Source organism: Plantactinospora sp. CNZ321, from assembly GCF_004217235.1.
The window spans coordinates 4,472,888-4,485,792 of record NZ_SHKQ01000001.1; the positions used below are offsets into that span (position 1 = coordinate 4,472,888).

A 12,905-nucleotide genomic window follows, 5' to 3' on the forward strand; every position below is an offset into this window, starting at 1 on the left:
ACCCCCTCGTCGTCGCCGCCGGTGCTCCGGTCAGGCCGCGTCGAGCGCCGCCAATGCCTCTTCCCTGGTCAGGGCGGCGCCTCGGGCCAGCAGACGCCGGTACGCCGGGTCGCCGAGCCGGGCCCGGAGGGTGACGGCGATCGGTGCCGCGTCGATCGCCGCGGCGATGCCGAAACCCGACTGCAGCGCCGCGACCGCGCCGAGCAGCAGGCCGGCCCGGTCGGCGTCGCCGTCCCGGAGTACCGGTCCGACCAGGCCGTCGACCGCGATCGTGAGGGTGCTCAGTTCCCACACTCCCACCGTGGCGCCGAGCACCTGACGGAACCGGGACCCGGCCCCCAGCTCGTCACCGGTCGCCGCCAGGATCTGCCCCAGGCAGACGAGCGCCGCGAGCCGTACCCCCTCGGCACCGAACCAGCCGGTCGGGCACTCCGCCAGCGCCTGCTCACAGAGCCGGCGGGCCCGGTCCAGGTCACCGCGACGCCGGGCGATCTCGCCGAGTCCCAGGTGGGCCGCTGCCAGCTGCTCCGGCGCCCCGGCCGGTAGCGCCAGCTCCAGCACCCGCCGGTAGTCGTCCTCCGCGCCGGTCAGGTCGCCGATGCTGAGCCGGCCGTCGCCCCGGGTCCGCATCAGCTCGGCCATGTCGAGGATCGAGCCGAGTTCGTCGGCGAGCCGCAGCGCCTCGTCGACCAGGTCCGGGTGGGTGTGGTCGCGGCGCCGGTAGGCCAGCTCGATCAGGATCGTCAACACCAGGATCGTCCCCCAGCGCTCCCCGATCGCCCGGAAGTCCGCCAACGCCCGGCCGAGCCTGGAGTGTGCCTCGTCGTACCGGCCCTCGACCATCGAGAGCATCCCCAGGCCGAGTTCCCCCATCGCTGCGCTCCACGGATCGGCGCCGATCAACCGGTCCCAGCCTTCGGGGGTGGCGAGCGGGGTACCCACCAGGTCCGGGGGTGGACCGTTGGCGACCCCGGACAGGTAGAGCAGGAACGGCTGCCGGGGCGGTCGGCCCAGGTTCCACAGGATCGCGGCGGCCGATCCGAGACCCTGCCGGCTCAGGCCGTACCCGCCGAGCGAGGCGTGCAGCAGGCAGAGCGCGTACTCCTCGGCGAGGTCGGGTGGCGGGACGCCGTCGACCTGCTCGACGAGCTGGGCGGCCAGCGCCGCCCCCTCGCCCCGCAGGCCGCGCAGCCACCAGTAGAACGACAGCGCGGCGACCAGCGTCAGCGCGGTCGCCGTGTCTCCGGCGGCCAGCGCCCGGCGCAGCGCGGCGTGCAGGTCGTCGCGGTCGCTGTCCAGCCTGCGCAGCCAGTCCAGCTGCTCCGCGCTCCGCAGCCGCAGGTCGGCGGTACGGGCCAGCTCCAGGAAGTACGCCGCGTGCGCCCGCCGCAGCTCGTCCGCCTCGCCGGCCTCGGCCAGCCGTTCGACACCGAAGGCGCGCACCGTCTCCAGCATCCGGAAACGCCCGCCCCCCGCCTCCACGAGGGACTTGTCGACCAGGCTGGAGAGCAGGTCGAGCACGTCCGCGTCGCGCGGCCCGCAGACCCGCTCGACCGCCTCCAGCTCGGCGCCACCGGCGAAGACCGTCAACCGGCGCGCCAGCCGCTGTTCGGCCTCGTCCAGCAGGTCCCAGCTCCACTGCACCACCGCGCGCAGCGTCTGGTGCCGGGGTTGGGCGAGCCGGCTGCCCCGGGTCAGCAGCCGGAACCGGTCGTCGAGCCGGGCCGCGATCTCCGCCACTGGCAGGGCCCGCAGCCGGGCCGCCGCCAACTCGATGGCGAGCGGCAGGCCGTCGAGGGTACGGCAGATCCGCAGTACCGCGGGAAGGTTGTCGGGGCCGACCGCGAACCCCGGTGCCACGTCCGCGGCCCGCTCGACGAAGAGCCGGACCGCCGCGTACGCCGGGGCGGCCTCGGCGGTTGCCCCGGCCGGTGGCAGGGGCAGTCCGGAGACCGGGCAGAGTGCCTCGCCGGTGAGCCCGAGCGGTTCCCGGCTGGTCGTCAGAACCCGCACCTTCGGGCAGGCGCCGAGGAGCCGGGCGACGAGCCGGGCGACGTCGGCGACCAGGTGCTCGCAGTTGTCGAGGACGAGCAGGATGGCGCGGTCGGCGAGCGCCGTGACCAGACGGTCGGCGGCGTCGCGTGGACCACCCTGGCCGCTCAGCGCGGCGTCCCGCAGTTTCAACGCGGCCAGCACCGCCGAGGCGACGTCCGCGCCCGCGGTCACCGCCGCGAGTTCGACCAGGAAGACCTCCCCGGGCTCCTGGCCGGCCGCCTCGATCGCCAACCGGGTCTTGCCGGCGCCGCCCGGACCGTGCAGGGTGACCAGCCGCGCCTCACCGAGCAGCTTGCCGACCCGGCCCAGTTCCTCCTCCCGTCCGACGAAACTGCTGAGCTGCCCGGGCAGCCCGACCGGCGGCCCCGACACCTCGGCCTCACCCGTGGGCGGCCCGGCGTCCCGAACCGGACCGGGGCGGCGCGTGCCGGCCGGAGCCGGAGCGAGCCGATCCGTGCCAGCCTGGGTCGGGCCGGGCCGAGGCGTGCCGGCGGGGGCCGAACCGGGGTGAGACGTGCCGGCCGGGAGCAGGCCGGGATCGTCGCGCAACACGGCCACGTGCAGCGCGGCCAGCTCAGGGGACGGATCGGTGCCCAGGTCCTCCGCGAGTAGCCGGCGGACCTCCTCGAAGGTGCCCAGCGCCTCGGCACGGCGGCCGCTCGCGTGCAGCGCCCGCATCAACAGGCCACGCAGCCGCTCCCGCAGCGGGTACGCGGCCACCAGCTCGCGCAGCTCGGCCACCGAGGGCCCGGGCCCGGCGAGGTCGAGTTCCGCCGCCACGCGGTCCTCGACGGCGGCCAGCCGCAGCTCGTCCAGGCGGACCGCCTGGGCCCGGGCGAACGGGGCCTCCCGGACGTCGGCCAGCGGCTCCCCGCGCCACAGCCGCGACGCCGCGCGCAACAGCTCGACAGCGCGCCGTCGGTCACCGGCGGCGAGCGCGCCCTGACCATCGGCCACCAGTCGGGTGAACCGGTGCAGGTCGACGTCCTCCGGGTCCACCACGAGCCGGTACCCCGCCGGGTGGAACTCCACCAGGGGCTCCAGCCCGTCGACCCCGGAGAGCACCTGGCGCAACCGGGAGACCTGGGACTGCAACGCGTTCGCGGCCCGGCTCGGCGGACGCTCGCCGTAGAGGCCCTGGATGAGTCGGTCCGCCGAGACGACCCGGCCGGCGTCGAGGAGCAGCAGCACCAGGAGGGCACGCAGGCGCGGGCCGCCGACGGCGAGTCGCCCGCCGTCGCCCGCGTACACCTCGGTCGCGCCCAGGATGCCGAACCGCATGACGTCGATTGTCGCCCACCGCCGTGCCGGCGGCGTACGGTCGGATTCTGAGCTGGTTTACGCTTTTTCAGCCTGTATCTTCCTGGTACGGCTAGTTTGATGGTGTTCATCCGCCACTCGATCCCACCAGGAGGCCGGAAGGATGGATGCCGAGGTCAACCTCCGGGTGGACGGGGCCGATCACCGGGTCATCGTGGACACCCGGACCACCCTGCTGGACGCCCTCCGGGAGCGGCTGGGCAACACCAGTCCGAAGAAGGGCTGCGACCACGGGCAGTGCGGCGCCTGCACGGTCCTGCTGGACGGGCGGCGGGTGAACAGTTGCCTCGCCCTCGCGGTGGCACACGACGGGGCCGAGATCGTCACCGCGGCCGGCCTGGCCCCCGACGGCGACCTGCACCCGATGCAGCGCTGCTTCATCCAGTACGACGCCTTCCAATGCGGCTACTGCACGCCCGGGCAGATCGTCTCGGCGGTGGCGATGCTCCGGGAGGCCGAGGCGGGATGGCCGAGCGCGGTGACCGTGGGCGGCGACGGGAGCAGGGTCGGGCTGGACGCCGACGAGATCCGGGAACGGATGAGCGGCAACCTCTGCCGCTGCGCCGCTTACGCGAACATCGTGCCGGCGATCCTGGACCTGGCCCGCCGATGAGGCCCTTCCGGTACCTGCGCGCCGACGACGTGACCGGGGCCGTCGCGCTGCTCGCCGAGGCACCCAACGGCGCCTTCCTCGGCGGCGGGACCAACCTGGTCGACCTGATGAAGCTGGAGGTGGCCACGCCGGACCTGCTGGTCGACGTCCGCCGGCTCACCTCCGACCGGGTCGAGGAACTGCCCGACGGCGGCATCCGGATCGGCGCCGCCACCCCGAACAGCGAGCTGGCGGCACACCCGCTGGTCCGTGAGCGCTATCCGGCGCTCTCCCAGGCGCTGCTCTCCGGCGCCTCCGGCCAGCTGCGCAACCTCGCCACCGCCGCGGGGAACCTGCTGCAACGCACCAGGTGCGTGTACTTCCAGGACCTCACCACCCCGTGCAACAAGCGCCAGCCCGGCACCGGCTGCTCGGCGATCGACGGATACCACCGGGAACTCGCGATCCTCGGCACCTCGTCGGAGTGCGTCGCGACCCATCCGTCGGACTTCGCGGTCGCCCTGGTCGCACTGGACGCGATCGTGCAGACCGAGGGTCCGGCCGGCGGGCGGCGCATCCCCGTCGCCGAACTGCACCGGCTGCCGGGGCGCGAACCACACCGGGACACGGTACTGGCGCACGGTGAACTGATCACCGCGATCGAGGTACCGGCGCTCACCTTCGCCACCCGGTCCCGCTACCGCAAGGTGCGCGACCGGGCGTCGTACGCCTTCGCGCTGGTCTCGGTGGCGGCGGCAATCGACGTGGCGGACGGGATAGTCCGGGACGTCCGGATCGCGCTCGGCGGGGTGGCGCACAAGCCGTGGCGGGCCGACCGGGCCGAGGAACTGCTGCGCGGCGGCCCGGCCCGGGAGGAGCGGTTCCGGGCCGCTGCCGAGGCGGAACTCGGGCAGGCCCAGCCGCTGCCGGGCAACGCCTTCAAGGTGCCGATGGCCCGCAACACCCTGGCCCGGACCCTGCTCGACCTGGTCGACGGATCCGGCTGAGCACCTCGGCGACGGGTACGCCGCCGCGGGTAGGTTGATGCCGCGGGTAGGTTGATCTGGAGGAACGTCGCACCCCACCGGCCCGCTCCGCCGGACCGGCCTGAACCGCAGGAGATCAACCCGATGAACCTTTTTCAACCTGAACCGCGCGACGCTCATGCACCGCGTCCGACCTTGCAGTCCGGCGGACCGCAAGGGGAGGTTGAAAAAGGTTCAATGAACGCAGCGCCGAGCGTGCCGACCCGACCGCTGGCGAACGGTGCCCGGATACCGCAGCTCGGTTTCGGCACCTGGCCGCTGACCGACGAAGAGGCCGAGCGGGCGGTCGCCGAGGCGATCGGGGTCGGTTACCGGCTGATCGACACCGCCTACAAGTACGGCAACGAGGTGGGCGTCGGCCGTGGCCTGCGGGCCTCCGGGGTACCCCGGGAGGAACTCTTCGTCACCAGCAAGCTGAACGGCGAGTGGCACGGCCGGGACCGGGTGCAGGAGGCGTTCCGGGACAGCGTCGGCAAGCTCGGCGTCGACTACCTCGACCTCTATCTGATCCACTGGCCGCTGCCGTGGCAGGACCGGTACGTCGACGCCTTCCTGGGCCTCACCGACCTGCTCCGGGACGGCCGGGTACGGGCCGTCGGACTGTCCAACTTCAAACCGGCGCACATCGACCGGATCCGCGCCGCCACCGGCGTGACACCGGACGTCAACCAGATCCAGCTCGACCCGACGCTGACCCGGGAGGCCGCGCGGGCGTACCACCGGGAGCACGGCATCGCCACCCAGTCCTGGGGACCGATCGGGCATGGCGGCGAGCTCCTCACCCACCCGGTGGTGACCGGGATCGCCGACCGGTACGGCCGCACGCCCGCGCAGGTCGTGCTCCGATGGCACCTCGAACTGGAGCTGATCCCGATTCCGAAGACCGCCTCGCCGGAGCGGATGAAGAGCAACATCGACGTCTTCGACTTCACGCTCGCCCCGGAGGACGTCGCCGCGCTCTCCGCGCTCGACCGGGGCGAGCAGGCCGCGACCGACTCCGACAGGACCGGACACTGACCGGACCGCCGAGCCGGTGGCCCCGCTGACTAGGGCAGCTCCATCGTCTCCGCCACGGCGATCTCCGACAGCGCGGCGGCCAGGTAGTCGCCGACCGCTCCGCCGGCCACCGCGAGCAGGTCGGCGACGAGCAGCGGGGCATGCCGGGCCACCGCCGCCGGCTCGGGTGGCGGCGCCTCGTCCGCCATCTGGTGTACACCGAGCGCACCGGTCAGCAGCAGCGCCAGCACCTCGACGTCCAGCCCCGGCAGCCAGCTGGCGTTGCTCCGGGCACAGCGTACGAGTACCGCCTGCACGTCCTCGCCGTCCAGCCCGTCCGGGTGCGCCTGCTCCAGCAGTGTCCGCAGCACCGCGCCGAGCACCAGCCCGACCTGTTCGGCGGGGAGCAGGGCCAGATCTCCGGCCGCCTCGTCGAGGGCGTCCGGGTCCCGCGCCCGGACCGCCTCGACGGCACGGACGGTGGCCTGCGTGATGGCCCGGGGCACCGCTGGGGTCATCCGCACATTCAACCGGACGCACGCCGGCCGGCCCGACGCGGCCGGGCACCCCGCCAGCCCGATCCGGGGCTCACCCGCCGATCCGGCCCGGGCTCACCCGCCGATCCGGCCCGGGCTCAGTCGCCGGTCAGCAGTTGGTCGAAGCTCGTGGTGAGCCGGAACGGGTCGGCGGCCTCGGTCGGTTCGCGGCGGGCGATCTGCGCGGCGAGTTCCCGGGCGGCCCGGTCGATTCGGCCGCGCAGCGTGCCCTGCGCGCTGCCGCCGGCCCAGTCCTCCGGCGCCGCGAAGACCGAGGTCGGCACCACCACCGCGCGCAGGTAGCTGAACATCGGCCGGAGGGCGTGTTCGAGCGCGAGGGAGTGCCGGGCGGTCCCCCCGGTCGCGCCGATCAGTACCGGCCGGTCGACCAGGGCGTCGTCGCCGACCAGGTCGAAGAACGCCTTGAACAGCCCGCTGTACGAGGCGTTGAAGATCGGCGTCACCACGATCAGTCCGTCCGCCGCGGCGACCGTGTCCAGGGCCGGCTTGAGCGACGCCGGCGGGAAGCCGGCCAGCAGGTGGTTCACGATGTCGTGCCCGTGGTCGCGCAGCTCGATCGGCTCGGTCTCGACCGGCACGCCCCGCCGGTCGAGTTCCGCCGCGCTGGCCTCGGCGAGCTGGTCGGCCAGCAGCCTGGTGGAGGAGGGCACCCGCAGCCCGGCCGAGACCACCACGAGCCGGCGGGCGGTCATCGGGCGGCTCCCGCCCCGGTGGCCGCCGCCGCGTCCCGCTCGGCCTTCATCGACGCGTGCGTCGGTGCCTCGGGTACGTGCGCGGGGCGCAGCGCGGCGAACTCCCGTCGCAGTACCGGTACGACCTCCTCGCCGAGGATGTCCAACTGCTCCAGTACGGTCTTCAGCGGCAGTCCGGCGTGGTCGATCAGGAAGAGCTGCCGCTGGTAGTCGCCGACGTAGTCGCGGAAGGTGAGGGTGCGGTCGATCACCTGCTGCGGGCTGCCGACGGTCAGCGGGGTCTCCCGGGTGAAGTCCTCCAGCGACGGACCGTGCCCGTAGACGGGGGCGTTGTCGAAGTACGGCCTGAACTCGCGTACCGCGTCCTGGGAGTTGCGCCGCATGAACACCTGGCCGCCGAGGCCGACGATGGCCTGGTCTGCGGCGCCGTGGCCGTAGTACTCGAACCGCTGCCGGTAGAGGCCCACCATCCGCTGGGTGTGCTCCTTGGGCCAGAAGATGTGGTTGGCGAAGAAGCCGTCGCCGTAGTAGGCGGCCTGCTCGGCGATCTCCGGGCTGCGGATGGAGCCGTGCCAGACGAACGGAGGGATCCCGTCCAGCGGCCGGGGTGTGGAGGTGAACGACTGCAACGGGGTGCGGAACTTGCCCTCCCAGTCGACGACGTCCTCGCGCCACAACCGGCGCAGCAGGTCGTAGTTGTTGATCGCCAGCGGGATGCCGTTGCGGATGTCCTGCCCGAACCACGGGTACACCGGTCCGGTGTTGCCCCGACCCATCATCAGGTCGACCCGGCCGTCGGCCAGGTGCTGGAGCATGGCGTAGTCCTCGGCGATCTTCACCGGATCGTTGGTGGTGATCAGGGTGGTGGCGGTGGAGAGCAGCAGCCGGCTGGTCCGGGCCGCGACGAACCCGAGCATCGTGGTGGGGGACGACGGCACGAACGGCGGGTTGTGGTGCTCGCCCGTGGCGAAGACGTCGAGGCCGACCTCCTCCGCCTTCAACGCGATGGCGACCATCGCCTTGATCCGCTCCGCCTCGGACGGCTCCCGTCCGTTCGTCGGGTCGGTGGTCACGTCGCCCACGCTGAAGATCCCGAACTGCATCACCAGCTCCTCACTCGGTACCCGGTGCCAACCTCCGGTTGCCCCGCACAACATACTTGCCGTGTCAACTATTCCGCCGTACGCCGCCGCGCACCACAGCCCATTCCCCCCGGGCCGCCACCGGACACCCCGGCGGGCCGGGCCGACCGGATGGGTGATCTCCGCCATGCCGGCCGGGCGAAACTGCACGGCACACGGCGGATACGTTATTCATGTCGGGTGCAGGCTGGCAGCGCAGGACGAGACGACGTGGCGCCGACCGGCGCGCCGGGGATCGATTGGGCACGTCCGTGGGTCCGCCCCGGGCCGACCCGGCAACAGCGCCAGCGGGACCTCTACCTGGGCCTGTCGATGGCCGCGCTGGGCCTGCTCAGCGTGATGCTGTCGACCAGCATGGGCAGCTTTCCGCTCGGCACCCCGCCGCCCTGGCCGGAGCGACTGGCCTGGGTGGTCGCCGGTGGTCTGCCGCTGATCTGGCGGCGCAGCCATCCGGAGATCAGCACCGTGGTACTCGCCGCGATCTTCATCACCGCCCAGGTCCGGCACAGCCCGGAGGTGCCGGTCGCCTCCGCCGGGCTCTTCATCGCCGTCTACAGCCTCGGCGTCTGGGGACGGGACCGCCGGCTCTCCGCCCGGATCAGGATCGGGGTCATCGCCGCGATGTTCGCCTGGCTGGTGATCGGCGCCGGGATGAGCATCGCGTCGATCGAGTCGGACCTTCCGGACGGGAGCGGTCCGATCTCCCCGTTCGTCGCCGCCGTGATCACCACCGTGCTGTTCAACGTCGCCTTCTTCCTCCTCGCCTACCTGCTCGGCAACCGCACCTGGACCTCCGCCCTGCGCCAGCACGAACTGGAGGTGCAGGCCGAGGAGCTACGCCGGTCCCGGGCCGAGAACGCCGAGCGGGCGGTCAACCAGGAACGGGTACGAATCGCCCGCGAGCTGCACGACGTCGTCGCCCACCACGTCTCGGTGATGGGCGTACAGGCCAGCGCGAGCCGGCGGGTGATGGACAGGGACCCGGAGAAGGCCAAGACCGCGCTCGCCGCCGTGGAGCAGAGCGCGCGTACCGCCGTCGACGAGCTGCGGCGGATGTTGGGGGTGCTCCGCAACGCCGGCGCCGCGGACGAAGCGCTCGGCTACGGGCTGGAACAGGTCGACAGCCTGCTCCAGGGGGCCCGGGACGCCGGACTCGCCGTCGAGTACAAGATCTACGGTACGCCGGTACCGGTACCGGAGTCGATCTCCCTGGCCGGCTACCGGGTGGTCCAGGAGGCGATGACGAACACGATCAAGCATGCCCGGGCCAGCGCGGTCGACGTGCGGATCCGGTACCTGCGCCGGGAGGTCGAGGTGGAGGTGACCGACGACGGCCGTACCGGGCGGGCCGCGTCCTCCGGCACCGGTGGACTCGGCCTGATCGGGATGCGGGAACGGGTCGCCGCGCACGACGGCAGCCTGGAGGTGGGTGCCCGGCCCGCCGGCGGTTTCCGGGTGAGGGCCCGCTTCCCGATCGCCCAGGCCGGCGCCGGCGACGTCTCCCCCGGGACGGCGAGCGGCGAGCCGAGGAGGGGTCATGACCGAACCGATCCCGGAGACCGCGATCCGGGTTCTCCTCGCCGACGACCAGCACCTGGTCCGGGCCGGCCTGCGGATCATCCTCGAGACGGAGGAGGACCTCGAGGTGGTTGGCGAGGCGGCGGACGGCCGGCGGGCGGTCGAGCTCGCCCTGTCCCAGCGGCCCGACGTCGTACTGCTGGACGTGGAGATGCCGCACCTGGACGGGCTGGCCGCGACCCGGCAGATCGTCGCGGCCACCGGGGCGGACGGGCCCGCGGTGCTGATTCTGACCACCTTCGACCGGGACGACTACCTCTTCGCCGCACTCCGGGCCGGAGCCAGCGGCTTCCTGCTCAAGAACGGCTCACCCGAGGATCTGGTCGAGGCGGTGCGGATCCTGGCCCGGGGTGACGCGCTGCTCGCACCGCAGATCACCCGGCGGGTGATCGCGACCTTCACCACCCCGGCCGGCACGGCGGCCCAGTCGGCCAGCCGGCCGGACGCGGGCAGCGGAGCCGCCGACCTGGACCGACGCCGGCTGGCCGAGTTGACCGAGCGGGAACGGGAGGTACTGGTGCAGCTCGCCGGGGGCGCCTCCAACGCCGAGATCGCCGAGCGGCTGCTGCTCGGCGAGGCGACCGTGAAGACACACGTCTCCCGGGTCCTGATGAAGCTCGGGCTGCGCGACCGTACCCAGGCGGTCGTCTTCGCGTACGAACACGGGGTGGTGACCCCGGGCGGTGCCGGCGGCTGACGGCTCGGCCGCCGGGCGCGTCGCCCGGTCATCCCCACGGTCCGCCACACCGGTCATCCCTGTGGCGTGCCGCACCGGAAGTGGATCATCCTCACGGTTCCGCCGCGCGGCGGACGCCGGACGGGTCGGGCCGAACTAACCTCGTCCCCGCTGGCGCAGGGCGCGCCGGCGGAGCACCTGGGAAAGGAGGCCGGATGCTGCGCGTGGCGTCCGTCGATCGGTCGTACGGCGACCGGAGAGTGCTCGACGACATCTCGTTCGAGGTGGCCCCGGGCCGGATGACCGGGTTCGTCGGCGCCAACGGTGCCGGCAAGACCACCTCGATGCGGATCATCCTCGGCCTGCTCGCCGCCGACTCGGGGACGGTGACCTGGAACGGTGAGCCGATCACCCGGGCCGTGCGGCAGCGCTTCGGCTACATGCCCGAGGAGCGCGGCCTCTACCCGAAGATGAAGATCCGGGAGCAGCTCGTCTACCTCGGCCGGCTGTACGGGCTTACCGCGCCGGCCGCCCGGCGCAGCGTCGACGACCTGCTCGACCGGGTCGGGCTGGCCGAGCGGGCCAACGATCCGCTGGAGAAGCTCTCCCTCGGCAACCAGCAGCGGGCCCAGATCGCGGCGGCGCTGGTGCACGACCCCGAGCTGCTGATCCTGGACGAGCCCTTCTCCGGTCTCGACCCGATCGCGGTCGAGATGATCGCCGGGGTGCTGCGGGAGCGGGCCGACCGGGGGGTACCGGTGCTCTTCTCCAGCCACCAGCTCGACGTGGTGGAGCGGCTCTGCGACGACCTGGTGATCATCGCCGCCGGGGCGGTACGCGCCAGCGGAAGCCGCGCCGAACTCCGCTCCCGGTACGCGGCCCCGCACTACCAGCTCGTCACCGACGGCGACGCCGGCTGGGTCCGTGACCTGCCCGGGATCTCCATCGTGGATCTCGACGGCGCACGGGTCGTGATCGAACTCGCCGATCCGGACGACGACCAGGCGGTACTGCGGGCGGCCCTGGCCCGTGGCCCGGTACGCGCCTTCGGCCCCATCGTTCCCTCGCTCGCCGAGATCTTCCGGGAGGTAACCCAGTGACGACGCTCGCACCGTCCCCGACCCGGTCGCAGGCCGGACCGGCCGCAGCCCGCACCACGATGTGGAGCGCGACGAAGCTGGTCGCCGGCCGGGAGATCGTGGTCAAGCTCCGGGACCGGACGTTCCTGGTCAGTACCATCCTCTTCCTGGTGGTCGCGGCGGCCGGCACGGTGCTGCCGGCACTCTTCTCCGACGGCAGCTCGACGGTGGCGGTGGTCGGCGCGGGCGAGGTTGGCGGCGTCCTGGACCGGGCCGGTATGGAGGTGGTGGCCGCCGCCGACGTCGCGGCGGCGGAGCAGCTCGTCCGGGACGGCGAGGTGGACGCCGCCGTGGTGCCGGGCGACGGGGCCGGCGGCATCCGGGTGCTGGCGATGGATCGCACCCCGGACTCGGTGGTACGGGCGCTGAGCAGCGCTCCCCCGGTGCACCTGCTGAACCCGGACGCGGTCGACCCGATGCTGGCCTTCCTGGTGCCGATGGCTTTCTCGATGGTCTTCTTCTTCCTCTCCATCACCTTCGGCGTGCAGATCGCGCAGAGCGTCACCGAGGAGAAGCAGACCCGCATCGTGGAGATCCTGGTGGCGGCGGTACCGGTCCGGGCGCTGCTTGCCGGCAAGGTACTCGGCAACGGCGCGCTCGCGTTCGGTCAGGTGGCGCTGATCGCGCTGGTCGCGGTGATCTCCATGCAGGTCGTCGGCAGCGACGCCGGTCTGCTGGCCCAGCTCGGCCCGGCGATCGCCTGGTTCATCCCGTTCTTCGTGGTCGGCTTCGTGCTGATGGCCTCGCTGTGGGCGGTCACCGGCGCGCTGGTCAGCCGGCAGGAGGACATCAGCGGGGCGTCCGGGCCGGCCCAGTTGGTGATCATGGCGCCGTTCTTCCTGGTGATCTTCCTCAACGGCAACCCGACGGCGATGGCGGTGCTCTCCTACGTGCCGTTCTCCGCGCCGACCGCGATGCCGCTGCGGCTCTTCTTCGGCGACGCCGCCGGCTGGGAGCCGGTGCTGGCCCTGCTGGTCCTGCTCGGCGCCGCCGCGCTCTGCATCACGCTCGCCGCCCGGCTCTACGAGGGATCGCTGCTGCGCACCAACGGTAAGACCTCGCTGCGGGCCGCGTGGCGGGAGCGGGAGACCCGGGTCTCCTGAGGTCCCGAC

At 72.9% G+C, this 12,905-nt stretch carries 10 protein-coding genes and 1 pseudogene; 7 read left to right on the forward strand and 4 right to left on the reverse strand.

All coding sequences use genetic code 11. The annotated features are described in order from the left end of the window. Positions 1-30: 30 nt before the first annotated feature. A complete protein-coding gene (locus tag EV371_RS34440) occupies positions 31-3,336 on the reverse strand; it encodes a BTAD domain-containing putative transcriptional regulator (RefSeq protein ID WP_130463334.1) in 3,306 nt (1,101 codons plus the stop codon). Between the two features lie 142 nt (positions 3,337-3,478). On the opposite strand from EV371_RS34440, the gene EV371_RS19600 reads away from it, so the two are divergent. The 3 genes from EV371_RS19600 (at position 3,479) to EV371_RS19610 (ending at position 6,030) form a co-directional block, all read left to right on the forward strand. After that, positions 3,479-3,988, forward strand: coding sequence for a 2Fe-2S iron-sulfur cluster-binding protein (locus EV371_RS19600; RefSeq protein ID WP_130463335.1), 510 nt, complete (start codon positions 3,479-3,481; stop codon positions 3,986-3,988). Continuing rightward, the gene (locus tag EV371_RS19605) at positions 3,985-4,974 is read left to right on the forward strand and encodes an FAD binding domain-containing protein (RefSeq protein WP_130463336.1); all 990 of its coding nucleotides are present in this window, start codon (positions 3,985-3,987) and stop codon (positions 4,972-4,974) included. The genes EV371_RS19600 and EV371_RS19605 overlap by 4 nt, the downstream gene beginning before the upstream one ends. Positions 4,975-5,190: 216 nt before the next feature. Next, positions 5,191-6,030 carry an aldo/keto reductase gene (locus EV371_RS19610; RefSeq protein ID WP_130463337.1) on the forward strand — a complete coding sequence of 280 codons (840 nt, stop codon included), beginning with the start codon at positions 5,191-5,193 and terminating at the stop codon, positions 6,028-6,030. A gap of 29 nt (positions 6,031-6,059) precedes the next feature. Here the strand turns inward: EV371_RS19610 and EV371_RS19615 are convergent, their stop codons facing one another. The 3 genes from EV371_RS19615 to EV371_RS19625 form a co-directional block, all read right to left on the reverse strand. Continuing rightward, positions 6,060-6,527, reverse strand: coding sequence for a hypothetical protein (locus EV371_RS19615; protein WP_130463338.1), 468 nt, complete (start codon positions 6,525-6,527; stop codon positions 6,060-6,062). Between the two features lie 116 nt (positions 6,528-6,643). Next, a complete protein-coding gene (locus EV371_RS19620) occupies positions 6,644-7,258 on the reverse strand; it encodes a CE1759 family FMN reductase (protein WP_130463339.1) in 615 nt (204 codons plus the stop codon). Beyond that, positions 7,255-8,361 carry an LLM class flavin-dependent oxidoreductase gene (locus tag EV371_RS19625; protein WP_130463340.1) on the reverse strand — a complete coding sequence of 369 codons (1,107 nt, stop codon included), beginning with the start codon at positions 8,359-8,361 and terminating at the stop codon, positions 7,255-7,257. Before EV371_RS19625 ends, EV371_RS19620 begins: the two co-directional genes overlap by 4 nt. A gap of 273 nt (positions 8,362-8,634) precedes the next feature. Between EV371_RS19625 and EV371_RS19630 the strand changes: the two are divergent. From EV371_RS19630 to EV371_RS19645, 4 genes and pseudogenes are all read left to right on the forward strand, one after another. After that, positions 8,635-9,879: pseudogene (locus EV371_RS19630) on the forward strand (sensor histidine kinase); the annotation flags it as partial. Between the two features lie 58 nt (positions 9,880-9,937). Further along, positions 9,938-10,675: a response regulator gene (locus EV371_RS19635; RefSeq protein WP_130463341.1), complete on the forward strand. Its 738-nt coding sequence runs from the start codon at positions 9,938-9,940 to the stop codon at positions 10,673-10,675. 194 nt (positions 10,676-10,869) lie between these two features. Beyond that, a complete protein-coding gene (locus EV371_RS19640) occupies positions 10,870-11,754 on the forward strand; it encodes an ATP-binding cassette domain-containing protein (RefSeq protein WP_130463342.1) in 885 nt (294 codons plus the stop codon). Positions 11,755-11,813: 59 nt separating this feature from the next. Next, entirely contained in the window at positions 11,814-12,896 is a 1,083-nt protein-coding gene (locus EV371_RS19645; protein WP_130466058.1) for an ABC transporter permease, read from the forward strand. The last annotated feature ends 9 nt before the right edge of the window (positions 12,897-12,905 follow it).

Coding starts and splice junctions, on each gene's coding strand:
- EV371_RS34440 (WP_130463334.1), bottom strand. CDS start 3,336: ATGCGGTTCGGCATCCTGGGCGCGACCGAGGTGTACGCGGGCGACGGC.
- EV371_RS19600 (WP_130463335.1), top strand. CDS start 3,479: ATGGATGCCGAGGTCAACCTCCGGGTGGACGGGGCCGATCACCGGGTC.
- EV371_RS19605 (WP_130463336.1), top strand. CDS start 3,985: ATGAGGCCCTTCCGGTACCTGCGCGCCGACGACGTGACCGGGGCCGTC.
- EV371_RS19610 (WP_130463337.1), top strand. CDS start 5,191: ATGAACGCAGCGCCGAGCGTGCCGACCCGACCGCTGGCGAACGGTGCC.
- EV371_RS19615 (WP_130463338.1), bottom strand. CDS start 6,527: ATGACCCCAGCGGTGCCCCGGGCCATCACGCAGGCCACCGTCCGTGCC.
- EV371_RS19620 (WP_130463339.1), bottom strand. CDS start 7,258: ATGACCGCCCGCCGGCTCGTGGTGGTCTCGGCCGGGCTGCGGGTGCCC.
- EV371_RS19625 (WP_130463340.1), bottom strand. CDS start 8,361: ATGCAGTTCGGGATCTTCAGCGTGGGCGACGTGACCACCGACCCGACG.
- EV371_RS19635 (WP_130463341.1), top strand. CDS start 9,938: ATGACCGAACCGATCCCGGAGACCGCGATCCGGGTTCTCCTCGCCGAC.
- EV371_RS19640 (WP_130463342.1), top strand. CDS start 10,870: ATGCTGCGCGTGGCGTCCGTCGATCGGTCGTACGGCGACCGGAGAGTG.
- EV371_RS19645 (WP_130466058.1), top strand. CDS start 11,814: ATGTGGAGCGCGACGAAGCTGGTCGCCGGCCGGGAGATCGTGGTCAAG.